Genomic DNA, 25,760 nt, shown 5'->3' on the forward strand with positions numbered 1-25,760 from the left:
GTGGAGTGCATGACAGGGGATGCCGCGCAGCGAGCCGTGATCGACGCCGCGGCGACCGCATCCGGAGTCATCATCGGTGCACCGGGCACGGGCAAGACGCGCACACTGATCGATCGGATCGGACGGCTGCTCGACGACGAGGGCCTGCGCCCGGAGGAGGTGCTCGCGCTCACACCGAGCAGGCAGGCCGCGACAGCACTCCGCGACCGGATCGGCGTGCGCGTCCGGCAGGCGACGCCCGGCCCGCTCGCGCGTTCCCTCGGGTCCTTCGCGTTCCAGATCGTCCGCGGGGCGATGGTGCACGTGGGCTCCGAGCCGCCCGCGCTGCTCACCGGTGCCGATCAGGACCGGATCATCGCCGAGCTCCTCGCCGGCGATGCCGAAGACGACGGCATCCGCTGGCCCGACGCGCTCAGTGCACCGGTGCGTGCCTCGAAGGGGTTCCGCTCCGAGCTGCGCGCCCTCATCGCCGAGTGCACCGAGCTGGGTGTGCTTCCGGCCGAACTGAAGGCGTCCGGAGACCCCGTCTGGGGAGCCGCAGCCGACTTCGTCGGCGAGTACCGCTCGGTGCTCGACGCGCTGCGCTCGGCGCATCGCGACGCCGCAGACCTGCTCAGCGAGGCGAGCACGATCCTGACCGATGCGACCCCCGGCACGCTCGGCCCCCTGGCTCCGCTGCGTGCGGTGCTCATCGACGATGCGCAGGAGCTGACCCGCGGCGGCGTCGCGGTCGTCCAGGCGCTGCGCGCCCGCGACGTGGCGGTCCTCGCCTTCGGCGATCCCGACATCTCCTCCGGCGCCTTCCGGGGAGCGAGCCCCGACCTGTTCGCCGATCTGGTGTCGGCGCTCGGCGCGGTGCACGTGCTCGACGGCGGGCACCGCCAGCACCCTGCACTCACCGCGCTCACTCGCACCGTGACGCAGGCGATCGGGGTCTCGGGGCGGGTCGAGCACCGCCGCGCGCCGCAGGTCGGACCGATCGAGGGAGCGGATGCCGCGGTCGCGTCGTTCCTCGCCCCGTCGCCGCACGAGGAGTTCGACCGCATCGCCGGCGTCATGCGCGAATGGCACCTGATGCAGGGCGTCGCCTGGGATCGCATGGCCGTCATCGCGCACGACACGCGACAGGTGACGCTGCTCGAGACCGAGCTCGCCGCGCGGGAGATCCCGACGCGGGCCGCCGGTGTGCAGCGTCCGCTCGGGAGTGAGGGGGTCGTGCGCGACATCGTCGGCATCGTGCGTCTGGCGCTCACCCCGGCAGCGGATCGCACGTCGGCGGATCTCGAAGAGGCGCTGCGCACGCCGTTCGGGGGGATGGATGCCATCGCCCTGCGTCGCCTGCGCGCACGACTCCGGCACCTCGAGCTCGAACAGGGCGGAGCCACGCCCGCCCGGGAGCTCCTGCGCCGGGCGATGACCGATCCCGAGCACTTCACGCTCATCGACGCTCCGGAGTCCCGCACGGCCCGTCGCTTCGCCGAGACGATCGAGGCCGTCTCGGCCGCCGCACGAGTGGGGGAGACCATCCACGATCTGCTCTGGCGCATCTGGGAGCAGTCCCGGGCGATCGACGGCCGCCGCCTGCACATCGCGTGGCGGGAGGTGTCGACGCAGCCCGGCGGCGCGGAGACCGCACGATCGCTCGACGCGCTCGTCTCGCTGTTCGACGCGGCCAAGCGCTTCGTCGAGCGCACACCGAACGAACGCTCCGAGACCTTCGTCCGCGACATCCTCGACAGCGAGGTGCCCGAGGACTCGCTCTCGACACCGGATCGACCCGGTCGGGTCACTCTGCTCACGCCGGCGACCGCGCTCGGCACCGAGTTCGACGCGGTCGTCGTGGCCGGTCTGCAAGACGGCATCTGGCCGAACCTCCGGCTCCGGGGAGGGATGCTGCAGACCTGGCGTCTTCCCGACGCCGTGAGGTCGATGCGCACCGGGGTCCCGGTCGAGACCCCGGGCATCCTGGATCGGCGCCGCGGAGCACTGCACGACGAGCTCCGGCTCTTCGTCCGTGCGATCTCGCGCGCACGCACGCGACTCCTGGTGACGGCGGTCGACGACGACGACCAGAGCCCGAGTCCGTTCTTCGCGTTCCTCCCCGCGCCCGACGCTCCGGAGGATCACGCATCGGCCGAGCATCCGCTCACCCTGCGCGGCCTCGTCGCCCGCCATCGACGCACCCTCACGACGGCGACCTCCGACCCGTCGCGCCGTGCCGCAGCGGAACAGCTCGCGATCCTCGCGGCCGAGGGCGTCTCCGGCGCGGACCCGCGGGACTGGTATGGAATCACGCCGCCGAGCACCGACCGCTCCCTGCGGGATCTCGCCGCAGACGGTGCGCGGGTGTCGCCCTCGAAGATGGAGTCCTACGAAGAGTGCGGCCTGAACTGGGTCGTCTCGGCGCTCGGTGGCGACACCGTGATGCCGCCGACGGCGGGGATCGGCACGATCATCCACGAGGCGATGGAGAAGGTGCCCGACGGCGACCTCGAGCAGATGAGGGCGATCGTCGCGGAGCACTGGCCGGAGCTGGACTTCGAGACCGAGTGGATCGGCCGCAAGGAACGGCGCCGCGCCGACCTTTACGTCGACCGGCTGCACACCTATCTCGGAGACGTCCGGCGAGATGGCGGGCGGGTCGTCGGCAGTGAGACGCGGTTCGACTTCGCCGTCTCCCTGCCCGATGACGACGGACTCCCGATCGTGCACGACGTCACAGACGATGACAGCGGCGCGCGCGCGATCGTGAGCGGGTACATCGACCGCGTCGAGACGTATCCGCCGGGGGCGGGGGAGCACCCTCCGGCGCGAGGGCGGGGCTGGACCGAGATGACGGCGGCGAGCGAGGGCGAGCGCGCGGTGGTCGTCGACCTCAAGACCGGGCGCACCGATCCGGAGGCCGACGCGGGAGTCCGCGAACACGCCCAGCTGGCGGCCTATCAGGTGGCGGTGCAGCAGGGGCTCATCGAGGGCGCGCCGTCGGATGCGCTCGGCGGGGCGCGCCTCGTGATCGTGTCGAAGACCCTCGCCAAGAGCGACTACCGTATCGCCCACCAGCACACGCTCGACGACACCGCTCGCGCGGCGTTCCTGCGCCGCGTGGCCGACGCGGCCCGAGGCATGTCGGCGTCGAGTTTCACCGCTCAGGTCGAATCGCACTGCGCCGACACCCAGCGCCGCATCCACCCCTGCCGGATCCACACCGTTCCGGCGGTGAGCGCGTGAACGGGTGGGACGGCGGCCTCGGGCTGTCGGCGCTCGACGTCGCGGCGGCTCTCGGCCAACCCTCGCCCACGCCCGCTCAACAGCAGGTGATCGAGGCGCCCCCTTCGCCCGCCCTCGTCGTCGCCGGAGCGGGGAGCGGAAAGACCGAGACGATGTCGGGTCGCGTGGTGTGGCTCGTCGCCAACGGTCATGTGCGACGCGACGAGATCCTCGGCCTCACCTTCACCCGCAAAGCGGCGGGCGAGCTCGCCGAACGCATCGGTCACCGCCTCGCTGTGATCGACGAGTTCGGCCGCCGCGGCCTGTTGCCGCACGTGTCGGAGATCGTGGCATCGAACGCCCTGCGGCGGGTCGAGGAGGCGTCGGCGGGTCGCCAGCGCGATCTCGTGCGGATGCACGTGCTCGATGAACTCGCCGAGCGCTACGGAACGGGCTGGGACCCGACCGCGCCCCGAGCGGCCGAGGAGTTGATGATCCGCCCGCGGGTGTCGACGTACAACGCCTTCGCCGACGGCATCGTGCGCGAGCACGCCGCCCGGATCGGGCGCGATGCCGACGTCGCGATGTTGAGTCAGGCGGCGTCGTGGATGCTCGCGCGAGAGGTCGTGCTGCGTGCCGACCTGCCGGAGCTCGAAGGCATCGACTACGCACTCGGCACGGTGATCGATGCGGTGCAGCGCCTCGCGGGCGAAGCGCTCGACCACCGCGTCGACCTCGACGAGGCCGTGCGCCTCGCACGCGAGACCGCGGTGTCTTTCGAGCCGTATCGCGGCAACGGCGACGTCGACAAGGCGGCCACCAACCTCCTCGGCCTGTCGACCCTCGCCGCCCTCGTGCGCGAGTACATCGCCGAGAAGGGACGCCGCGGCGTGCTCGATTTCGCGGATCAGGTCGGTGGAGCCTACGACATCGTCGAGGCCGCTCCCGATGTGCGCGCGGAGCTGCGCGAGCAGCATCGTGTCGTGCTGCTCGACGAGTATCAGGACACCTCGGTCATCCAGACCCGTTTCCTCGCCGAGCTCTTCCGCGACAGCGCGGTGATGGCCGTGGGCGATCCGCACCAGTCGATCTACGGATGGCGCGGCGCGAGCGCCGACAACCTCTACGCGTTCTCGAGCGCGTTCGCCCGGGAAGAGACGGCGCAGACGTACAGCCTCATGACGAGCTGGCGCAACGACCGCGGCATCCTCGACATCGCCAATCGCGTGCTCGAGCCGCTGCAGCGACCGGGACTCGATGTGCCCCCGCTCGAACCGCGGCCGGGTGCCGGCGCGGGAACCGTCGAGGTGCGGTTCCCGTTCACGGTCGACGACGAGGCCGCCGATGTCGCCCGCTGGTTCGTCGAGAGACGTGCCGCGCACGACGCATCCGCCGCCGGGCGCCCGCACACCGGGGCACTGCTGTTCCGCTCCAAGCGTCACATGCAGACGTTCGCCGCGGCGCTCGCGGCAGAGGGCGTGCCGCACCGCATCCTCGGTCTCGGCGGCCTACTCGCCACCCCCGAGGTCGTCGATGTCGTCTCGACCCTCCGCGTGGTGCATGATCCGACCGCGGGCTCGGCGCTGATCCGCCTGCTCACGGGCCCGCGTTTCGGGGTCGGGGTGGCCGACATGGCAGCGCTCTACGATCTCGGCCGCACCCTCGCCGAACGCGACACGTCGATGATGCCGCTTCCCGAAGAGGTGCGCGTGCGACTGCGGTCGTCCCGCGGTGCCGACGAAGCCGTGTCGATCATCGATGCCGTCGACGTCGTGCGCGCCGTGCGCGACGACTACCGCCTGCTCGAAGGGTTCACTGCGGAGGGCCGCTCGCGCATCCGCGCGGCGGGGGAGATGCTCGAGCGGCTCCGGCGCGCCTCCTCGCAGCCGCTCACAGAACTGCTGCGACTGATCGAACTCGAGCTGCGCCTCGACATCGAGCTCGCGGCGAACGAGACCCGGGGTCCGGCGCGGGTCGCCTCGACGCAGCTCCGTGCGTTCTCCGACGAGGTTCGTGCCTTCCTCGCCGCCGACGACCGCGGCACGATCGGTAGCCTGCTCGCCTGGCTCGACAAGGCGGAGAGCACCGACGAGCTCATGCCGCGGCCCGAGCCGCCGGAACCCGGTGTGGTGCAGTTGCTGACGATCCACGGATCGAAGGGGCTGGAATGGGACGCCGTCGCCGTGGTGCGTCTGGTGGCCGACGAGCTTCCGAGCCGCGTCTCCGACACCTCGGGCTGGTTCGGCTTCGGGGTCGTGCCGTTCGCCCTCCGCGGCGACCGCGATGCGCTGCCGCGATTCGACTGGGATCCCGAGGCGGCCGTCGACGGCGAGCTCGATCCGAAGAAGCAGCAGACCCTCGCCCAGGCTTCGCTGTCGGGCGGCGCCACGAAGGCCAATCCCCAGGGCGGCGCGATCAAGCGCTTCAAAGACGCGTACCGCGCCTACCAGCAGCAGGAGGAGCGTCGACTCGCGTACGTGGCGTTCACGCGCGCCCGCACCGACCTGCTCCTCAGCGGCGCGCACTGGGCGGGGCAGAAGGCCCCGCGCACACCGAGTCCCTTCCTGCTCGAGGCGATCGACGTCCTGGAGCACGACCCCATCGAGCCGGTCGATCCCGAAGAGAATCCGTACGACGGGCCAGGGGCGACGATCTCCTGGCCGCTCGACCCTCTCGGAGCGCGCCGTCCGATCGTCGCATCGGCGGCGGAGAGGGTCGCGGAGGCACTCACCCGACCCGAGACCCTGGTGCCCGCCGATGAGCTCGAGCGTCTTCTCGCGGAGCGCGCCGCGCGTCTGCGCGGCATCGATGCGGCCGCGCCGACGCGCGTTCCCGCCTCCCGCTTCAAGGACTACGTCACCGACTACGGCGGCACGGTCTCGGCGATCATCCGCCCGATGCCGGAGCGCCCGTATCGACAGACCCGCCTCGGCACGCTCTTCCACGCCTGGGTCGAGCATCGGTCGTCGATGGTCGGAGTCGGCGCTCGTGTCGATGAGGCGCTCTGGGAACTCGATGAGGACGATGCGGTCTCCTCGATCGGGCCGGGCGCGGGCGAGTCGCCGAGCGACGCGGCGGATGCCGCCGATCTCGCCACCCTGCAAGCGACGTTCGAGCGCAGCGAGTGGGCCTCGCTGCAGCCGATCGCCGTCGAGATCGAGATCGACTTCGCGCTGGGTGCCGGGCTCGCGGATGCCGCCGCAGACCGCACCGACGAATCCGGTGGTGCGCACATCGTGATCTGCAAGCTCGACGCCGTGTACCGCCGTGACGATCGTGGCGGGCGGATCGAGATCGTCGACTGGAAGACGGGTAAACCGCCGAAGGGCGACGCGGAGCAGGACGAGCGCATGCTGCAGCTGGCGCTGTACCGCCTCGCCTACCATCGTCGATTCGGCGTACCGCTCGAGGAGATCGATGTGGCGCTCTACTACGTCGCGGACGACCTCGTCATCCGCGGAGACCGGATCTACTCCGAGTCGGAACTCTTCCAGCGCTGGAGCGCCGCGCGCGCCGCGCGCTGAGCCTCGTCGTCGCCTTCGTCGTCGGTGTCGTCCTCGGCGGACGCCGATGCGGTGAAGATGTCGCCGACGCCCGTGAGGTCCTCGGTCTCGACGTCGACCATCGCCGCGCGGCGGGCGGCCTCGGAGGCGTTCCGGTCCGAGGGGGACTCGTCCTCCGTCTCCTGAACCCAGAGTTCGTCGGGGTTGTACGCATCGGTCTGCATCGAGGTGTCGATCAGCGCTGCGGCTTCCGCGGGCACACGGTCGAGCGCGTCGAGGGCCGAGTCCACGCCCTCGTTCCGCGCGGCGACGACGGCCAGGTCATCGGCTCGGAGACCCTCGGCGAGGGCCTCCAGCAGGGCGGCGGCGTCATCGACGATGTCGGAGCGGCGCAGCGAGTCGCCGTGCACCAACCAACGGGCGAACTCGAGCTCGGCGAGCATCCGTGCTCGCACGTCGATCGCGGCGTCCGGCGACCGCTCCGAGGAGCGGGCGTAGGCGGCCTGCACGTCTGGTGCGGCATCCGGCGCGGCCGACAGCCAGGCGAGGTCCACCGCTGGATCGCCGACCGAGAGCCCGTGCCAGTTCAGCAGCCCGGTGACCTGAGGGCCGCGCTCGTCGTGGTCTTCGAGCAGGAAGGAGGTCGACTGCACGCCGTTCAGCGTCACGGTCGACTCGAAACGCCACAGCTCGTCGTCTTCGACGGCATCCCGCCAGCGTGCCGTCAGCCGAGCGGGGACGCGCCCCGTCGAGGCGGCCTCGTCGACCAGGCGCCGGACGTCTTCGCGGCTCTCCTCGGCAGATCGGGAGACGAGCCCGGCACTCCGCACGATCGAGACGGGGAGGCCGTGCACCGCCGCGATCGCGGCCCCCATCGACTCCGCCGTACCGCGACCGGCCGGCACATGGGCCGCCTCGACCTGGAATCCGGGCAGCAGTTCGGTGACGAGGGCGCTGCCCTCGCCGACGCGGGTCTCGCCCACGTACTCGGGCGCGCGGAACGGAAGGATGGCCCGCGCGCCGGCCGTCAACGCCCGCAGCGCCAGGGACTCGGCAGCGAGCTCACGGGCGGCTTCGTCGTCGTCCGCGACGCGGATCGCGAGTTCGCGCCCGTCGGCCAGCGAGGCGACGGCGGAATCGAAACGCGCGTCACCGTCTGCGCTCAGCGTGCGAGTACCCGTGACCTCCGCACCGGGCAGTGCCGCCGTCACGGCCGCGGCTAGAGTGAAAGGTGAGCGTCCCATGCCCTAAGGGTAGGTCGGCTCAGGGGCGGTCCCGCCTCCGCCACGCCCGTGAGAGAGGGAGTCGATCACCCATGCACCTTCCATCCCTCGATCGCGCGGCCGAACTCCGCGAGGAATCCGGCGTCATCGATCGTCTGCGCACGGAACCATCGACGCGTGTGATCGTCGTCCGCGACGGTCGGGTGCGGGTGGCCGACGACCTGCTCGTCCGCGTCGCGCCGACCGAGCCCGTCGATGCGACCTGGGCGCTCCTCGGCCGAGACGACTCCGGAACGCCACTGCTGCTCGCGGCGCTCCCGTCCGAGAGCGCGTCGATCGATGCGGCCCCGGAGGAGACCTGGTTCGGGCTGCGTGATCTCGGTGGACGCCTCGCGGCCGCCGAGAGCGAGATCCTCGTCGAGGCGTTGGCGCTCGCCGCATGGCTGCGCGATGCGCCGTTCTGCCCGACCTGCGGCGGAGGGACCGAGATCCGTCAGGCGGGGTGGTCGCGTCGCTGCCTGGTCTGCGGGCGGGAGCACTTTCCCCGCACCGACCCCGCCGTGATCGTGGCTGTCGAGAGCCGTGACGGCGAGCGCCTGCTGCTCGGCGCGAACGCGAACTGGGGCGGGCGGATGTACTCGTGCTTCGCAGGATTCGTCGAGGCCGGTGAGTCGCTCGAGTCGACCGTGCACCGCGAGCTCGCCGAGGAATCGGGTGTCCGTCTCTCCGCATTGCGGTACGTGTCCTCGCAGCCCTGGCCGTTCCCGCGGTCGCTGATGGTCGGCTTCCGCGCGGTCGTCGACGACGAAACGGATGCCCGCCCCGACGGCGAGGAGATCATCGACGTGCGCTGGTTCACGCGAGCGGAGATCACGTCATCGTTGGCCGGGGAGGGGCCGGTCGGCCTTCCCGGTCGCGCGTCGATCGCGCGCGCCCTCATCGTGGACTGGCTCGAGGGCGGCGCGTGAGCGCTCTCGACGCCCTCGACGAGCGGCAGCGGCAGGCGGCATCCGTCCTGCGCGGTCCCGTCGCGGTGCTGGCAGGTGCCGGTACCGGCAAGACCCGCGTGATCACCCACCGGATCGCGCACGGCGTCGACACCGGCGCGTACTCGCCGTCGCGGGTGATGGCGGTGACGTTCACGGCGAAGGCCGCGGGTGAGCTGCGGGGGCGCCTGCGCGCACTCGGGGTCGAGGGCGTGGCCGCCCGCACCTTCCACGCCGCTGCGCTGGCTCAGCTCAACTTCTTCTGGCCGACCCTCGCCGGACAGCCCGCACCCGCGATCATCGACAACAAGGTGCGGATGCTCGGGCAGGTCGCCGACGCCATCCGACTGCGCCCCAGCACCGCGACGCTGCGCGACATCGCATCGGAGATCGAATGGCGCAAGGTCTCCATGCTCTCGATCGATCAGCACGCGGCCCTGGGGAGGCTGGTGTCCGGCGTCGACGCGACGCAACTCGCCGAACTGCAGCGCGGGTACGAGGCGCTCAAGGACGAGCGGCACCAGCTCGATTTCGAGGACGTGCTGCTGGCGTGCGCCGGGATGCTCGAAGCCGAACCGCGCGTCGCGGCGTCGGTGCACGAGCAGTACCGGCACTTCACGGTCGACGAGTTCCAGGACGTCTCGCCGTTGCAGAACCGCCTGCTCGAACTCTGGATCGGCGACCGCCACGACATCTGCGTGGTCGGCGACGCCAGCCAGACCATCTACTCCTTCGCCGGTGCCGAGCAGCGCTTCCTGCTCGAGTTCGAGCGCCGCCATCCCGATGCGACCGTGGTGCGACTCGAGACCAACTACCGCTCGCAGGCACCGATCCTCTCCGCCGCGAACGCACTCATGAAGGGGCGTCCGGGGGCGTTGGAGCTGGTCCCCGCACGCGAGCAGTTCGCGACCGATCCGCCGACCGTCACGGCCTACGACAGCGAACGCGACGAGGCGGAGGGTATCGCCGCCGCCGTCTCCGCGCAGATCGCCGAAGGCATCTCGCCGGCCGACATCGCCGTGCTCTACCGAGCCCATGCGCAGTCGGCCGCACTGCAACAGGCGCTCGCCGCGGAGGGCATCGCGACCACCGTTCTCGGGGGCACCCGCTTCTTCTCGATGCCCGAAGTGCGTCAGGCGATCCTCGCGTTGCGCGCGGCGGCGGTGGCGCCGGTCGAGCAGGGCTTCGTCCCGGCCGTGCAGCGCGTGCTGCGCGAACTCGGACTCACCGAGGAGCCCCCGGCGGCGGGAGGTGCCCAGCGCGACGGCTGGGAGGCTCGACGTGCGATCCTCCGCCTCGCCGAGGAGGCCGGCCCCGAGACCACGCTCCGCTCCTTCGGCGATGCGCTCATGGCCAGGGCGAAGGACCAGCACGAGCCGACCATGCGCACCGTCACGCTGTCGACGCTGCACGCGGCGAAGGGCCTGGAGTGGTTGCACGTGCACCTCGCCGGATGGGCGGAGGGAGCGCTGCCGATCTCCTACGCGACGAGTTTCGAATCCATCGACGAGGAGCGACGTCTCGCGTACGTCGGCGTCACGCGAGCCGCGCGAACCCTGTCACTGTCGTGGTCGCGTTCGGCGGGACGAGGTGAACGGGCTCCGTCGCGGTTCCTGGCCGAGATCGGGACGACGGGGCGCGGCACAGGCATCCTTCGTGAAACCTCACCGCTCGCGAGTCGCGCGAGCCGTCCCCGCTGAGCCGGACGACCTCGCTCTCCGCCGAGAGAGTGGCGGCGAGGAGGTGCGCGGCGATCGCACCTGCGTTCGCGACGAGCACGGCGCGAACCCGCCCGGGGTCACGAGCCACCAGCTGCGTGTGCAATCGAGGCCAGGCGGGGTCGAGATCGCGGGCGTGGAGGTCCCGACAGGTGAGGCACGGCGTGCGACCGGGCACGACCAGCGGGCCGATCGTCGCCTGATCGCGTCCGACGGCGACAGGGAGATGGGGGATGTCGTCGCGGAGATGGGCCGCGAGCTGCACGGCGGCGGCGCTGCCCGCGACGAGGACCACCGCCGCATCGGATCGGCGCGCGCGTTCACCGGTCGGGACGCCCTCGTCGGCGAGACTCTCGCGCAACCGGTGTTCGGTGCGCGCATCCGTCAGGCCGAGGCGCTCGACCCATGCCGCGCGCGGGGCGGGCGAATCGTCGACGAGGAGATGCTCCAGCCTGCCGAACAGCGCTCGCGCAGCGGCGCGCGGTGCCCCGACGGCGTGTGCGACCACGTCGAAGGACGCCCGTCGGAAACCGGCGCGCATACGCGACAGCAGCAGTTCCACCCACTCCGCCTCGGCGTCGATGTGCACATCGCCGTCGAGACCGAGCTGCAGCGTGCGCTCGTCCCGCCAGAGCAGCGGAACGGCAGGGGACAGGCGGGTGAGTGTCGTCGGCGTGAGCGGAGGCATCCACCGATTCTGGACACTCGGCGGCCCGTGTGGGGCGCGCGGGGGACATCCGTGGAGAACGTGACTGCCCCACCCCGGTGGGGAGGGGCAGTCACAGATCAGACCGGGCGATCGCCCTCCGGGCGGTCTCCGTGATCGTCTCCGTCCTCCGGCGTGCCACCGGCGTCGCCCGAGAAGTCATCGCCGTCGAGCAGACGGGCGAGGGCTTCATCGAACTCGTCGGCGGCCGGCTGCTCGCCGCGCGCCGTCGCCTGCAGGCGGGCGACGAGGGCCGTCGGGTCGTCGATGTCATCGGCGGTGGGCATCAGGTCGGGGTAGTCCCAGAGCGCATCGCGCGCGGCGATGCCAACGGCATCCGTGACCTGCTGCCACATGGCGGCGGCCTCGCGCATGCGGCGCGGACGCAGCTTGAGACCGACGAGTGCGCCGAGTGCATCCTCGGCAGGTCCGCCGACCGCGCGCCGGCGACGGGCGGCCTCCGCGAGTCGGGCACCGTCGGGGAGTCGAGCCGTCGCCTGCGTGGTGACGACATCGACCCATCCGTCGATCGTCGCGATGAGGTTCTCGAGCCGCGTCAGAGCCTCCCGCTGCGCTTCGGTCTGGGTCGGCAGCAGGGCACCGCCCTCGATCGCGGCCCGCAACTCCTCGGGGTTGGAGGGGTCGAGGCGGCTCGCCACGTCCTCGAGCGCATCGACGTCGACCGTCACACCGCGCGCGAAGTCGGTGATCTGCGCCATCACGTGCAGGTGCAGCCATTTCGCATGCCGGTACAGGCGGGCGTACGCGAGCTCGCGGGCGGCGAGGTAGAGGGCGATCTGGTCGTCGGGGATCTCGAGCCCCTCGCCGAAGGCGGAGAGGTTCTGCGGGATGACCGCGGCCGTGCCGGCCGGGAGCACGGGGATGCCCACGTCGCCGCCCGACACGACCTCGAGCGAGAGGTTGCCGAGAACCTGGCCGAACTGCGCGGCGAAGACCGAACCGCCCAATCCGCGCATGAGCTTTCCGGCGCCCTGCACGACGTCGCGCATCTCCTCGGGCACCTGGGTGTCGAGGGCGCTGGTGAGCGCATCGGCGATGCTGGTCGAGACGGGGCCGGCGATCTCCTTCCACACGGGGAGGGTCTTCTCGACCCACTCGCCGCGGGTCATCGCGACCGGCGGTTGAGCGAGATCCGAGATCGTGGTGGCCTCGCCGAGCCAGAGCCCCGCCAGCGCGAAGGCGTCCACGAGCGAGGAGCGCGAGCCGTCGGTGATGCCCTGGCCATCGCGGTTCGCGATGTGCAGCGCCTGCCGTTGCGCGTTCACCCACGCATCGCCGCCGAAGGCGCCCTGCAACTGAGACATGATCGTCTGCATCATCGCGGGATCGAGCGCCAGGCCGTCCATGCCCTCGAACGCTCCGCGCAAGGCCTCGGGGTCGATGTCGCCACCCTGGCCTGCGAGCATCCGTCGCAGGAACTCCTGGAAGTCCTCGGGTGTCGGGTCGTTGTCTGCCATGTCGATCGCCCTCTCAGCACGCCTATAGCCGTGCCATCTACGCTAGTCACAGGTTCATGCGAGCGAACCCGATGCGGGCAGATCCCTGTACGCCGCTCGCGAACGACGGAGGATGCTGTGGAACGAACGCGGCCTGTGAAGCTCGGACTCGGCGTCTGGGCGTTGATCGTCGCACTCGTGGCACTGGTCGTCCTCACCTTCCTCCCCACCCCGTACGTCATCCAGCGGCCGGGCCCCGTCTACGACACCCTCGGCACGGCCGCGGGCGCGGACGGCGAGAAGGTGCCGCTCATCAGCATCGAGGGCGCCGAGACCTTCGAGACCGGGGGCACGCTCGACCTGACGACCGTCCAGGTCGTCGGCAACCGCGAGCGCACCCCGAGCTGGTTCGAGCTCGCGCTGGCGTGGACCGATTCGTCGCGCGCCGTCGTGCCTCTCGACTCCGTGTTCCCGGAGGGCGTGACCACCGAGCAGCGCGACGAGCGCAACGCCACGCTGATGGTCGATTCCCAGCACGAGGCCACCGCCGCGGCGCTCGGAGAGCTCGGCTACGACACCGGGGCCGAGGTCGTGGTCGTCGACACCGTCGAGGATTCCCCGGCCGAGGGCATCCTCGAAGCCGACGACGTGATCACCGCGATCGACGGCGACCCGGTGACGTCGGCGAAGCAGCTGCGCTCTCGCATCCAGGACGTCGGGGGAGCGGAGATCGACCTCACCGTGCTGCGCGACGGTCAGGAGCAGGACGTCACGATCACCCCGGAGGAGTACACCGAGGGTGACACGACGACGTGGCTGATCGGCATCACGCTCCGCACCGACTACGACTTCCCCGTCGACGTGACGATCCAGCTCGACAACGTCGGCGGCCCCAGCGCCGGCATGATGTTCGCGCTCGGGATCATCGACCAGCTCACCCCGGGCGAACTCAACGGCGGCGAGAACGTCGCCGGCACCGGGACGATCGAGGCGGACGGCACGGTCGGCCCCATCGGCGGCATCCGTCAGAAGCTGTACGGCGCACGCGATGCGGGGGCCGATTTCTTCCTCGCTCCGGCGTCGAACTGCGACGAGGTGGTGGGTCACGTGCCCGACGGGCTGCAGGTGATCCGCACCTCGACGCTCGAGGAATCGCTCGACGCCCTCGAGGTCATCGCCGACGGCGGAGACCTCTCGGAGCTGCCCGCCTGCACCGCGTCGTGATCTCGCCGTGACCGGGATGACAGCCGCAGCCCAGTAACGCGTGCCTAGGATGGGGGTGTGACCTCGACCTCAGCTCCGAACCCGGCCACTCCTCGAACCTCCCGACGCATCTTCGGCATCTCACTGGTGATCATCGCCGCGTTGATCGCGGTGTTCTTCGTCTTCGCGTCGCTCTACACGGAATTCCTGTGGTTCGACCAGGTGGGCTTCACCGGCGTGCTCACGACCCAGTGGATCGCGACCGTCGTGATGTTCGTCATCGGCTTCCTCGGGATGGCGGTGCCGCTGTTCGTCGTGATCCAGCTGGCGTATCGCCTGCGTCCGGTCTACGTCCGTCTGAGCTCCCAGCTCGACCGCTATCAGGAGGTCATCGAGCCCCTGCGCCGTCTCGCCATGTGGGGTATGCCGATCTTCTTCGGTCTGTTCGCCGGTTTCTCGGCGGCCGGGCAGTGGAAGACGGTGTGGCTGTGGATCAACGGCGTCGCGACGAGCGAGGTCGACCCGCAGTTCGGCATCGACACGGGCTTCTACATGTTCGCGATGCCGTTCTACTCGATCGCCCTCGCCTTCATCTCGGCGGTCCTTCTGCTCTCGTTGCTGATCACGGCCCTCGTGTCGTACCTCTACGGATCGGTGCGCATCGGTCAGGGTGAGCTGCGCATCTCCAAGCCCGCGCGCATCCAGCTCGCGGTCATCGCCGGTCTCTACCTGCTGGTGCAGGCCGTCAGCCTGTGGCTCGACCGCTACAAGACGCTCGTCACGCCCGATGACCGCATCACCGGTGCCGCCTACACGGGCGTCAACGCCACGATCCCCGGCCTCGCGATCCTCGCGATCATCGCCGCGCTCGTCGCGATCCTCTTCTTCGTCACGGCCGTGATCGGCCGTTGGCGCTTCCCGCTGGCCGCCACCGCGCTGCTGATCGTCGCCTCGCTCGTCGTCGGCGTCGGTTACCCGTGGGTCGTCACGACGTTCCAGGTGAAGCCGAACCAGAACGCCTACCAGGCCGAGTACTACCAGCGGAACATCGACGGCACGAAGGAGGCGTACGGGGTCGCGAACCTCGAGACCACGACCTTCGAGGCCGAGACCGATCCGGAGGCCGGTCAGCTGCGCGCCGATGCCGAGACCACGGCCTCGATCCGCATCATGGATCCGAAGGTCATCAGCCCCACCGTCCGTCAGCTCGAGCAGTACCGCGCGTACTACCAGTTCGAGGAGACGCTCGACGTCGACCGGTACGAGATCGACGGCGAGATGCAGGACACCGTCGTGGCCGTCCGTGACCTCGACATCACGAAGCTCGGCGAGGGCGACAACTGGAACAACCGGGTCGCCGTCTACACCCACGGCTACGGCCTCGTCGCCGCAGCGGGCAACCAGCGCACGAGCGACGGCGAGCCCGTCTTCCTCGAGCGCGGCATCCCTTCGTCGGGATTCCTCACCGACCGGGAGAACTTCGAGCCCCGCGTGTACTTCGGCGAGAACTCTCCCGAGTACTCGATCGTCGGCGGCCCGGAGGGGGCCGACCCGGTCGAGATCGACTACCCGCGCGGACAGGACGGCGCGAGCGAGACGAAGACCACCTTCAGTGGTGACGGCGGACCGGCGATCGGCTCGACCTTCACGAAGCTGCTCTACGCGCTCAAGTTCCAGTCCGAGCAGATCCTCTTCTCGAACCTGGTGAACGACGACTCGCAGATCCTCTACGACCGCGACCCGAAGACGCGTGTGCAGAAGGTCGCACCGTACCTGGAGCTCGACAGCGACCCGTACCCCAGCGTGGTCGACGGGCGCATCGTCTGGATCGTCGACGGCTACACCACGAGCTCGACGTACCCGTACTCGACGAGCGTGAGCCTGTCGGATGCGATCGCCGACTCGAACACGCGGGCGCCGAGCCTCGCCATCGACGAGATCAACTACATCCGCAACTCGGTCAAGGCCACGGTCGACGCCTACGACGGCAGCGTCACGCTGTACGCGTGGGACGACGAGGACCCGATCCTGGAGACCTGGCAGAAGGTCTACCCGTCGACCGTCAAGCCGATCAGCGAGATGTCGGGCGAGCTGATGAGCCACGTGCGCTACCCGACCGACCTGTTCAAGGTGCAGCGTGACATCCTCGGGGTCTATCACATCGACACCGCCGGCTCCTTCGCCCAGCAGGACAACCGTTGGCAGACGCCGAACGACCCGCGCAGCGACGCGAGCCTGCAGCCGCCGTACTACCTGACGATGCAGATGCCGGGTCAGGACAGCGCGCGCTTCTCGATGTTCTCGACCTTCATCCCGGCATCGCAGGGTGCCGGCAGCACCCGAGACGTCCTCATGGGATACCTGGCGGTGGATTCGGATGCCGGGTCCGAGAAGGGCGTGAAGGCGGAGGGCTACGGCCAACTGCGGATGCTCGAGATCAATGACGACATCACGGTGCCCGGACCCGGACAGGTGCAGAACACCTACAACTCCGACACCGCGGTCGTTCCGCAGCTCAACCTGCTGCAGCAGGGTGAGTCGGAGGTCATCTACGGCAACCTGCTGACGCTCCCTGTCGGTGGCGGTCTGCTCTACGTGCAGCCGGTGTATGTGCAGTCCTCCGAGGGCACGCAGCTCCCGCGCCTGCAGAAGGTGCTCGTCGCCTTCGGTGACCGCGTGGCATTCGAGAACACGCTGACCGAGGCACTCGATGCGCTGTTCGGCGGTGACTCGGGAGCCACCGGTGGCGACGACGAGGTTGAACCTGTCGATCCCACCGAGGTGGATCCCGATACCGGCGAGGTGCCGACCACCGAGCCGACCGAGCCCACCACGCCGACCGGCGAAGAGGCGACGGCTCTCGCCGATGCGCGTCAGGCGCTCCTCGACCGCGACACCGCGCTCAAGGCAGGCGACCTGGAGGCCTTCGGTGAGGCGGACAAGCGCCTGACCGCGGCCGTGCAGAAGCTCCTCGACATGGAGGGCGAGTCGGGGGAGTGATCCTCCGTCAGAACTGACGAACGCCGCACCCTCCGGGGGTGCGGCGTTCGTCGTTCGCGGCATCAGACGATCAAGCACAGCGAAAGGCCCCTGACCGGATTTCTCCTGATCAGGGGCCTTTCGTGTGTCGCATTCTCGTTGCGGGGACAGGATTTGAACCTGCGACCTCCGGGCGCTAGGCGCGCCTGGTGCATAGTCTGTGTTGGTTTGCGCATTCTTTGGCTGATCTGGTCTTTCTGTCAGGTCATCTAATCAGCGCAAGTCACCGCGAATCAGGCATAGCGTTTGATTTCTGTCGAGCGAATGTGTCGAGCTGTCATCGTCGCGCGTCAGCGGCGTTCCCTCGGCCCTCTGGAGCGCCCTCAGCGCTTTATCGACTTCGATTCGTCTCTATATACGCTCGCGCGAAGACGGGCGCGTACGTGAGCGTCGGATCGCTCAGCTGTCTCGTAGCCGGTTAGCGCTCGTGCATGAACGCCGTCGAGCGTCGTTCGCGCCGACTAGAGAAGTACGAGTAGAACGCGACGATCAAGGAAAACGTGTGCCCTGCGAAGAAGTCAGATCCGTCCACGATGTCATCGACCTCATGGCGAACCTAGAGAGTATGCATCGGTGCGCGAGGTCGTGCTCATGCGGTCACGGAACGCCATGCGATCATGAGCACGCATGCATCCGCTGCCCGATGCTCCGCTCGGACCCGGCGCAGCGTCACCGCCTCGAGGCCTTCCTCGCGAATCTGCACGATCTATGGGCAGAGGCCAAGCGCATGGGGTGGCTCGGCGAACTCGAAGGAATCAAGAATCAGCATCGGGGAAACCGAGGAGAAGCGAGGACAGATGAGTCAGGTTGTCCGGCTGACCCTCGAACGACGACGCCCGGACGGTGCAAAACACCACCCCTTGACCCCTCGCGGTTTCCGGACAGATCTCCAGCCGCAAACGGTACACCACCCGTTTCGGTGTGGTTTGGTTTCGGCAGGGGGTTACGGCGGGTCGTTCCTCGGCGTGTCGCGCTTGCGGCAGGCAACCTCCATCAGACCACCGAAATCGATCGTTTCTGGCAGACGCGCCGGCGGTTAATCTGCTGAGTCGCGAAGAGATCCATACTGAGGGCATGGTGGAAGTGACTCGATCGGTGCCGCCGCCCGTACAGATAGCCGGAGCATTCGGCGGCGTAGGAGTGCCGGAGCTGCTGCCCGGCGGGCGGGGTCTGACGTGGCGGGTTGGCGACGTGGTTCTGAGACCGACGGGGGACGTCGTTGAGACGGCCTGGAAATCGGGAGTCTTGTCTAAGTTGGGCAAGTTCAGCGAGTTCAGCGTCCCCCGGCCTCTCATGGACCACGAGGGCAGCTGGGTGCGAGACGGATGGCATGCGATGGAGTGGGTGCCCGGCGCGCCAGACGAAACTCGTGTCGATGACATCGTGCGGGCGGGGCTGTCGTTTCAAGAAGCCATTGCCTCCGAGCCTCGCCCGTCGTTCATCGAGGCATCCTCGGACCCGTGGAGTCGCGCTGACCGGATCGCCTGGGGTGAGACCGCACCGCCGTCCGATAGCTTCCTCGAGCGCCTCGAGAGTGAGTGCGTGTCGATCGCAGCATCCCACCAGGTGATCCACGGCGACCTGTTAGGCAATGTCATGTTCGCCGAGGGGCATCCTCCCTTCGTTATCGACTGGGCCCCGTATTGGCGTCCTTCCGGTTTTGGCGCTGCTATTGCCGTGGTCGACGCCGCCTGTTGGCATGGGCATCCCGTGCACGAGTTGAGCCGCGACTTCGGGATGGAGCACTGGCGCCAGCTGCTCCTACGAGCGTTGCTATTCCGGACCGCGACGCTGCACCTACTCGGCTACTGGAGCGAAGATCAGCGACGCCGGCATGCCCCCGTAGCTGAGGCCATTATCGCCTTACGCGACTAGTCGCTGACCACCGTGCCCGTTAGGGCGAGAACCGCAGCCTCCTAAGCTGGGCTCATGCGCGATGAGGCCCATCACACCGACCCCAGCGGGCGAGATCGCCCACGGGAGGTATTGCGCATCCCGGCTTTCCGGCTCTTCTGGAGCGCGATCACCATTCGCGCCTTCGGTGGCTCGATAGCGGGAGTCGCGTTCCAGCTGCTGATCGTCACGGTCGTCGCGGCCACACCGTTTCAGATCGGCATACTGAGTGCTCTCAGTGTCGTTCCGTACCTGTTCCTCGGCCTGATCATCGGCGCGCTGATGGATCGCTGGAACCGGCAACGAACATTAGTGCTCACAAGCATCGGCCGGGCTATCGTCCTCGCCGCTATCCCTGTATTGCTTCTGTTCGACGCGCTCACCTTCTGGTCCCTCGCAGCAGTGATTCTCGCGCTCGGAGTCCTGACACTCTTCGCGGATTCCGCAGCCCAGCCGTTCCTTCCCCACATCGTGCCGCGATCCTTCCTCGTCTCAGCGAATGCGAGACTCGGGCAGAGCGAGACAGTCGCGGGCACAGCTGGTCCCGCTCTCGGAGGCGCGCTGTTCAACGTGCTCGGTGCCCCGCTGCTTTTCGTCATCGAGGCTGTCGTCCATGCAATCTCGGCGGTGCTCCAGTCGCGGATCTCGGTTGTCGAGACCGCACCGCCGCCACGGGCGCACGGACGCCACATCGGTCACGACATTGCGGACGGGATGCGTTTCACCTACCGCCACAAGACGTTGCGCCCACTCGCGTTGTCCGTGCACGTTTGGTTCCTGGGGAACAGCATCGTGGCGACCGTGTTCGCGGTCTTCGTCCTTCGAGAGCTCGAGCTCCCAGCCTGGGCTTTCGGTATGGCGTTGGCGTTCGGCGGTGTCGGCGGGTTCTTGGGCGCCGTGATCGCCCCGACCATCGGGGCGAGGATCGGCGCCGGACGGGCGATCCTCTTGGGTCGGTGCCTGGTCGTCGCCCCGTGGGCAGTCCTCGCACTCGCGCCCATCGGCCCGGACAGCAGCGTCACGCTGCTCTTGACCCTCGTGTCCGCCGCGCAGTTCCTGTATGGCCTCTCGATGGGCATCGAGGACGCGAATGACATCGCCTACCGACAAGCTGCCGCCCCCGACGCGATTCAAGGCCGCATGAACGCGACCATCCGCACGACCAACCGGGTGGTCTTCTTCTTCGGCGCCCTCTTCGCGGGTGCACTCGCCACGTGGCTGGGCTACCCGGTCAGTCTCGGGCTCGCCGCAGCAATCTTTGGGGTCGCCGCACTCATCGTCGCCTTCTCACCGCTGCGCACTGCGCGCCACGAAGACGTAGCACACGCGGTGACCTGACCCGTCGCCGCTGCTGCCGAAAACGTCTGCCGGAACCGGCTTTCGGAGAACGTTAGTGGCGTCCCGTTAAGGGCGCCGGCGTCAAGCCTGCCGCAAACGATCGTTTTCGGCAGGTGTCGACCACGGCAGCGAATTGAAGCCCTGATCGTGCGAGGTACCGTTGGGGGAAGGGCTTTCAGGCAAACTGGAGCAATGAGCGAAGCGGACGTCGAGTGGTTCGACCAACCAATCGGTGAGGCTGTGGAGGTTCATGATCCGTCCGGCGAATGGGCTGCGATCGGACGCAGTTGGGAAGAGCGCCTCGGGCAGGCGCTTGCGCCGCTCGCCGTTCGAGTGGATCACATCGGTTCGACTTCCGTGCCGGGGCTCGGAGCCAAGCCGGTCATCGACATGCAAGTCCAAGTGCCTGACCTCACAGACGAGCCTGCCTACGTGCCCGCGTTGGAGGGCCTGGGAATGGTACTGCGGGCTCGCGGAGCTGACTTTCGTTTCCTCCGGCCGCCGGCGGGACGCGTGCGCAACGTGCACATCCATGTCTGCGAGGCCGGTTCAGCTTGGGCTGAGGAACATTTGGCCTTCCGCGATGCGCTCCGAGGGGATGCTTCTCTCGCCCGAGAATACGAGGGTCTGAAGCGACGGCTGGCGGAGGCGGTTGTTGAGCGCGCTGATTACAACCTCGGCAAAGAATCGTTCATCCGTGAGGTCGTCGCGCGGCACCTACGCTCGCCTCAGTAGACGCCACCGAAAATCCCCGCCGATACACGGTTGAGGTTGACGTTATTGGTGTTCGCTCCGGGGCCGTTTCCCCGAACTCGCCGGAAACGATCGTTTACGGCGGGGCGAGGGCGTCAGCTTAGGAGTGACCCCAGACCGCGGGGAGGACTAGCTATGGTGTCGGAATGAGCGAATCATCCCCGGCGGTCGAAGTGCTGTCGTCGGTCACTGACGACGATGCGGCAGACGTTGCTCGGCTGCTCGCGCAACTATCGAAGAGCGCCACGTTCGACCGCTCCCGTTTGGAAGCGATCGTCGCCCATGACGCGACGGAGTTGCTTGTCGTGCGATACGCCGACAGGATCGTCGGCACCGCCACTCTCGTTACGTTCCCGTTGCCGACCGGGTTGCGTGGTCATGTAGACGACGTCGTGGTTGATGAGGCGATGCGCGGGAGGGGTATCGCTCGGACTCTGCTGATGCGAATGACCGAAATCGCTAACGAACGAGGTCTCCGCACACTCGACCTCACGTCGCGTCCATCGCGGGAGTCAGCGCTGCGTCTATATGAGTCAGTGGGTTTCGTGCGACGTGAGACGAATGTGCTTCGGTTCACGCCCCCAGCGCATCCGTAATCGTCGAGCAGCCAGCGGTTCTACACCGCCTTTTTGGCGGACCTCTCTAGGACAAGACGGCCCGGCACCGAAAACGATCGTTTTCGGCGGGTGCCTTCCTAGTTCGGTGAAGCTATTGATCGGGTTCTGGGCTCCGTCCTTCACTGCGGCCCGATGCGTAGTCCCGATGCGGGGCTACTTCGAATGGACATGGGAGGAGGGCGACAAGACGCCGTGCTTCCTTCACGGACGGACTGTTCGCTGCTGCTGGGCTTACGTGGTCGATGGATGTGAAGGGCGAGCAAGTCCGTTGCTTCGTTGTCATCACCAGAGAGGCCCGGGACGCTGGGGGCGAGGTGCACGACAGGATGCCTGCGTTCCTAACCGACGACGCGATGGACGAGTGGCTGGAGCCGGTGAAGCTCGACCGACCAGGCCGAGACAACACGATCGCCACGCTCGACGGTTCCTCGGAAGCAGTCGCATCGACGATTCAGCAATACATCGTCGAGCGGAAGCTGAACAACTCTCGGACGGCGAACGCAGCGGATCCGACGCTCGTTGAGCCAGCGGGGCAGTGAGCACCGCGTTGGTCCTAAGACTTAACTGAGCGACTCAATCCACTCGTTCATGTCGCTGAGAATCACGTTGCCCGAGTACACCGTTCCCTGCCCGCTGAGGTAGCTTGAGTTCAGCCAAGACTGATCCCCTTCCTCCAGGTTGTAGTAGATGTCTCCGCCGACGTAGATGGGTTGGTTCCATCCGCGTCCGGCCTCGTGAGCGAGGTGCGCGGCACTGTTGACTACGTCGCCCATGTAGATCACATCGTTGATGCCGCTGCCGCTGAACCCCGCCTTGATCATCAACGCGCGACCGTAATCAACACCTATTCCGATTTTCATAGGGTCGATGCCCTTCTTGGCATAGTGATGGTTCAGCAACTTGAGTAACGTGTTCGCGCGGCACGCGGCCGTGAAGACCTCAGCGATGTTGGATGTGTAAGGAGTGTTGTACACGGCCCATACGCAGTCTCCGACGATGTTCACTTCGCGAACGATCGGGACAGAATTGAGCGTCGCCACCATCTCCGAAACGAAAGCTCGGTATATTTTCGCGAGAGTTGGGCGTTTGTGTTTCTGGGTCAGTCCAGATGAGTCACGGATGTCGATGAAGATGGCTGAGCACTTTGCGTAGAACCCATTGGTGTACGTCAGCTTGTCTCTGTCGGGTAGCGAGTCGGTTTCCTCGAACGTGCCTACAGGCTGATTCAGGATCGAGCTGATGCGCTCCGAGCTACTCAAGTAGTTGTACGGCTTGTAGTTGCCGTCCATGTTTCCTCCTAAGAATTCGAGATCCCGATGACGACGGCCAGTGCGGCAACCGCTGCGCCGGATGCCAACGCGGACCGAATTGCCCACTTGGCATACGTCGCCTTGACGGTAGCTATGTTTGCGTTTGCGTGAATCTGGTCAGCCAAATCGTTCGTCAGTTCCACCGGGTTCGCGGTCAGTGTGTGAAGGACGTCCACGTACTGCTCACGCTTGTCCTTGAAGTTGCGGCTGATGCTGACATAGAACAGTCGATTGATTGCGTCCCGGCCTGAATCTTTGTCGTTGACCCGAGGGGTGAGGGTCCAGCCGCAAAGCGCACCTGTCACGACGAGCAGCGAGCAAGCAAGGACCACAAGCACATCGAAGAACGTGGACCGAGCTTCGAAGTTCTTCGCGAGATTGAAGGTCATCGTGCCGAGCACACCGACGAACGCGAGCGTGACGCCAGCCTTGGCGTCCGAGTGCCGTATCCACTCATTGACCAGCGCGAGGGCCTTCCACGCGTGATCAGGATTGGGAGACGGAGATGGCTCCACTTTGAGGTTCGTCGTGCGTGAGCGCCGCACGAGAGCTAGCAGTTGACGCACGTCGCCAGACTAGTAGGTGGCACCCATTTTCAGCTCGTGCGGGCTTGCTCCCTTGCCGACTTGGTCACTCGGTAGACGGTCGCGACACTCACGCCGAGCGTCTTGGCGATATCCGGAACGCTCTCGCCTGCGTCCCGGAGTGTCTGAGCCTGGCGATGCTTCGCGTCGTTGACCTTCTTCGGTCTTCCGCCCACTCGTCCCTGAGCACGAGCAGCAGCGAGGCCGGCCATAGTGCGTTCTTGGATGAACGACCGTTCCAGCTCAGCGAAGATCGCGAGCATCTGGAGCATGGCCTTTCCCGTGGGCGTCGTCGAGTCCAAGCCGTCGCTCAAGCTTCGGATGTGCACGCCTCGCTGAGTGAGTTCCTCGAGGAGCGAGGCGACGTGGGCTGTCGATCGTCCGATCCGGTCGAGCTTGTAGACCGTGATGACGTCTCCTGTCGCGACGTCCGCGAGTAGGGCATCGAGCGCAGGCCGTTCTGTCTTCGCTCCGCTGATGCCGTGGTCAACGTACCGGTTGCGCTTGAGCACGCTGGCTTGGTCGAGTGCATCGTGCTGGAGCTGCTCGTCCTGCTTGCCAGTGGAGACTCGAATGTATCCGAGAAGATGACCGGTCGTTGTAGAAGGCTTCATACTCTAGTTTAGTCGCAGCAACTCATACCTTTTCGAGTCTCGCTAATCGCACGAGTTTCGAGACTAGCTTTTCAGTGCATTTGAGATGCAATCTTGTTCGACGCGCGATTCTCAAGAAGCATTCGTTTTTGAGAACGGTTAGTCAGCCCCTAGGCCTTCCTGTAGTAGACGCGGTCGCCGTAGCGAGAATGGAGCGTTGACTCGGGAAGGCCGACCAGATGGGCTGCTTGCTTCCAGGTCAGCCGAGAGTTCCTTGACGGCATGACCAGCTTGCTGAGTTCGTCCACCACGAGCGCGTCCACCACATCGATCATCGAGTGCGCCACTTGGAAGCGATTCATCGGGGTGACGGCGTCGTACCCGCTGACGGTGCCGCGTAATACTTGCGAGGCGATGCTCATGTCGGGCCGTCTGCCATCGATGACATTCTTGGTCAACACGGTCTTCACCAGTTCGGCCGTAACGTCCGCAAGATACCTTGGCTTGTTGTTCTGCATGCTTCGAGCTTCGGGACCGGTTTCACGCAGGACGTCGCCAAACGAAATCTCGGATGGCAACTCGCACATTCGCGCGATAAGCCGTCGCCAGGCATCCTCGTCCGCAGCGTCAATCGTCATCCTCGATCCCTTCTGGTTCGGGAACGTGCAGGAGAATCTCTCCCGGCCTTCCGGTCAGAGGTACGAGTTCGATCCGTAGCCCGTGCTCTGCCCAGAGACGTACCGCGTGTTCGAGCTGCCAGGGTTCGAGGTGGACGCCGTCTCGTTTGCCGTAGCTCTCATCCGCGTTAGGCCGCACGTGCCCACGCTGGACTACAGAGGCGAGTTCAGCTAGGAATGCTTCACGCATCAAGGTGCCTCGGTTGTCGAAGTGTGGTTCTTCTCGGCGCGAGTAGCTGTGCATTGATCTCGTCCGATCGTTCCAGCGCCACGCCTCGGCTGACACGAGATCATCGATCAGCTCGGCTTCATCGGAGCCATCGAGGTAGGCACCTACTGTCTCGATGTACAGCGGCGTGAGCCCGACGAAGAAGTCAGGTTGGAGTGCGAGCAGGTCTGCGAGGGGAGTGAGGCTGGCGTCGGCAGTCGCCTCGTCGTCATCGAGCCATACGACTCGCTGCCGGTTGGCTCGGAGTAGCTCGATGCGCAGGGATCGCACCTTCCCGCATCCGCACGTGTTCCCCAAGGGCAGGATCCTGAACTCGAGGTCGAGTTGCGCGTTGATGCGTTCGATCAGATCGCGTGGCCACCATGAGAGCCAGACCACTTCGGTGTCCTCGCGCCGGTCGAGGTCAGCCAGGCGTTCGATGAGCTCTCGATGGATATGCGTCCGTCCGGGCGTCGAGGCCAGATCGGAAGTCCATCCTGAACTCCGTTCGGGGAATTCCATAGAGCGCATCGCGTTCACAGTGCCATCGATATCGACAACTACCAGGTTGGGTTTGACCCCCATTGATGCTCCTCTCGCGCGATTCGCTATTACGAGAGTCTCGCAGGGGCATCGTGCATGCATCTTCTGTCCGAGAATTCGTTTCGCGTATGAGTCGCGGTTCGGGGTGATATTGCCTTCTATCTTCGAGATAGAACGTCGAACTGAATTACGGCGGAGGGAT

At 67.2% G+C, this 25,760-nt stretch carries 18 protein-coding genes; 11 read left to right on the forward strand and 7 right to left on the reverse strand.

Annotated features, from left to right (window positions below; genetic code table 11):
* The first annotated feature begins 9 nt into the window (after nucleotides 1-9).
* Nucleotides 10-3,228, forward strand: a complete 3,219-nt coding sequence (locus tag ACFY9N_RS05625) for an ATP-dependent helicase (protein WP_391477340.1) — start codon at nucleotides 10-12, stop codon at nucleotides 3,226-3,228.
* The gene (locus tag ACFY9N_RS05630) at nucleotides 3,225-6,731 is read left to right on the forward strand and encodes an ATP-dependent DNA helicase (protein ID WP_391477342.1); all 3,507 of its coding nucleotides are present in this window, start codon (nucleotides 3,225-3,227) and stop codon (nucleotides 6,729-6,731) included. The genes ACFY9N_RS05625 and ACFY9N_RS05630 overlap by 4 nt, the downstream gene beginning before the upstream one ends.
* Here the strand turns inward: ACFY9N_RS05630 and ACFY9N_RS05635 are convergent.
* A complete protein-coding gene (locus ACFY9N_RS05635; RefSeq protein ID WP_391477343.1) occupies nucleotides 6,677-7,954 on the reverse strand; it encodes a phosphotransferase in 1,278 nt (425 codons plus the stop codon). The two genes, ACFY9N_RS05630 and ACFY9N_RS05635, sit on opposite strands and share 55 nt — an antisense overlap.
* Nucleotides 7,955-8,025: 71 nt before the next feature.
* Here ACFY9N_RS05635 and nudC point away from each other — a divergent pair, with 71 nt between their 5' ends.
* Together nudC and ACFY9N_RS05645 are read left to right on the forward strand one after the other, a co-directional pair.
* Complete coding sequence (gene nudC, locus ACFY9N_RS05640; protein WP_391477345.1) at nucleotides 8,026-8,901, forward strand: NAD(+) diphosphatase; 876 nt, start codon at nucleotides 8,026-8,028, stop codon at nucleotides 8,899-8,901.
* Nucleotides 8,898-10,619 (forward strand): ATP-dependent helicase, encoded by a 1,722-nt coding sequence (locus ACFY9N_RS05645; RefSeq protein ID WP_391477346.1) that lies wholly within the window; start codon nucleotides 8,898-8,900, stop codon nucleotides 10,617-10,619. The genes nudC and ACFY9N_RS05645 overlap by 4 nt, the downstream gene beginning before the upstream one ends.
* Nucleotides 10,620-11,423: 804 nt before the next feature.
* On the opposite strand, the gene ACFY9N_RS05650 is transcribed toward ACFY9N_RS05645, so the two are convergent.
* Nucleotides 11,424-12,821 (reverse strand): zinc-dependent metalloprotease, encoded by a 1,398-nt coding sequence (locus ACFY9N_RS05650; RefSeq protein WP_391477347.1) that lies wholly within the window; start codon nucleotides 12,819-12,821, stop codon nucleotides 11,424-11,426.
* Between the two features lie 117 nt (nucleotides 12,822-12,938).
* Here ACFY9N_RS05650 and ACFY9N_RS05655 point away from each other — a divergent pair, with 117 nt between their 5' ends.
* The 7 genes from ACFY9N_RS05655 to ACFY9N_RS05685 all read left to right on the forward strand — a co-directional run bounded on the left by ACFY9N_RS05655 (nucleotide 12,939) and on the right by ACFY9N_RS05685 (nucleotide 22,182).
* Entirely contained in the window at nucleotides 12,939-14,024 is a 1,086-nt protein-coding gene (locus ACFY9N_RS05655; protein ID WP_391477349.1) for a PDZ domain-containing protein, read from the forward strand.
* A 57-nt stretch (nucleotides 14,025-14,081) separates the two neighbouring features.
* Nucleotides 14,082-17,003, forward strand: a complete 2,922-nt coding sequence (locus ACFY9N_RS05660) for a UPF0182 family protein (protein WP_391477350.1) — start codon at nucleotides 14,082-14,084, stop codon at nucleotides 17,001-17,003.
* Nucleotides 17,004-18,116: 1,113 nt separating this feature from the next.
* On the forward strand, nucleotides 18,117-18,917 hold the full coding sequence (locus tag ACFY9N_RS05665) for a hypothetical protein (protein WP_391477351.1): 801 nt from the start codon (nucleotides 18,117-18,119) through the stop codon (nucleotides 18,915-18,917).
* A 54-nt stretch (nucleotides 18,918-18,971) separates the two neighbouring features.
* Nucleotides 18,972-20,273, forward strand: coding sequence for an MFS transporter (locus ACFY9N_RS05670; RefSeq protein WP_391477352.1), 1,302 nt, complete (start codon nucleotides 18,972-18,974; stop codon nucleotides 20,271-20,273).
* A gap of 192 nt (nucleotides 20,274-20,465) precedes the next feature.
* Nucleotides 20,466-21,008, forward strand: coding sequence for a GrpB family protein (locus ACFY9N_RS05675; RefSeq protein WP_391477353.1), 543 nt, complete (start codon nucleotides 20,466-20,468; stop codon nucleotides 21,006-21,008).
* 164 nt (nucleotides 21,009-21,172) lie between these two features.
* Complete coding sequence (locus tag ACFY9N_RS05680; protein ID WP_391477355.1) at nucleotides 21,173-21,622, forward strand: GNAT family N-acetyltransferase; 450 nt, start codon at nucleotides 21,173-21,175, stop codon at nucleotides 21,620-21,622.
* 233 nt (nucleotides 21,623-21,855) lie between these two features.
* Nucleotides 21,856-22,182 (forward strand): SOS response-associated peptidase family protein, encoded by a 327-nt coding sequence (locus tag ACFY9N_RS05685; RefSeq protein WP_391478459.1) that lies wholly within the window; start codon nucleotides 21,856-21,858, stop codon nucleotides 22,180-22,182.
* Nucleotides 22,183-22,203: 21 nt separating this feature from the next.
* On the opposite strand, the gene ACFY9N_RS05690 is transcribed toward ACFY9N_RS05685, so the two are convergent.
* The 5 genes from ACFY9N_RS05690 to ACFY9N_RS05710 form a co-directional block, all read right to left on the reverse strand.
* Nucleotides 22,204-22,932 carry an adenylate/guanylate cyclase domain-containing protein gene (locus ACFY9N_RS05690; RefSeq protein ID WP_391477356.1) on the reverse strand — a complete coding sequence of 243 codons (729 nt, stop codon included), beginning with the start codon at nucleotides 22,930-22,932 and terminating at the stop codon, nucleotides 22,204-22,206.
* An 8-nt stretch (nucleotides 22,933-22,940) separates the two neighbouring features.
* The gene (locus ACFY9N_RS05695) at nucleotides 22,941-23,519 is read right to left on the reverse strand and encodes a Pycsar system effector family protein (protein ID WP_391477358.1); all 579 of its coding nucleotides are present in this window, start codon (nucleotides 23,517-23,519) and stop codon (nucleotides 22,941-22,943) included.
* Nucleotides 23,520-23,548: 29 nt separating this feature from the next.
* Complete coding sequence (locus ACFY9N_RS05700; protein WP_391477359.1) at nucleotides 23,549-24,151, reverse strand: recombinase family protein; 603 nt, start codon at nucleotides 24,149-24,151, stop codon at nucleotides 23,549-23,551.
* Between the two features lie 149 nt (nucleotides 24,152-24,300).
* Nucleotides 24,301-24,768: a hypothetical protein gene (locus ACFY9N_RS05705; protein ID WP_391477360.1), complete on the reverse strand. Its 468-nt coding sequence runs from the start codon at nucleotides 24,766-24,768 to the stop codon at nucleotides 24,301-24,303.
* Nucleotides 24,758-25,600, reverse strand: a complete 843-nt coding sequence (locus ACFY9N_RS05710; RefSeq protein ID WP_391477361.1) for an HAD domain-containing protein — start codon at nucleotides 25,598-25,600, stop codon at nucleotides 24,758-24,760. Before ACFY9N_RS05710 ends, ACFY9N_RS05705 begins: the two co-directional genes overlap by 11 nt.
* Between the last annotated feature and the right edge of the window lie 160 nt (nucleotides 25,601-25,760).

This window comes from Microbacterium sp. NPDC008134 (genome assembly GCF_042957055.1).
In the GTDB taxonomy this organism is placed as follows: Bacteria; Actinomycetota; Actinomycetes; order Actinomycetales; family Microbacteriaceae; genus Microbacterium.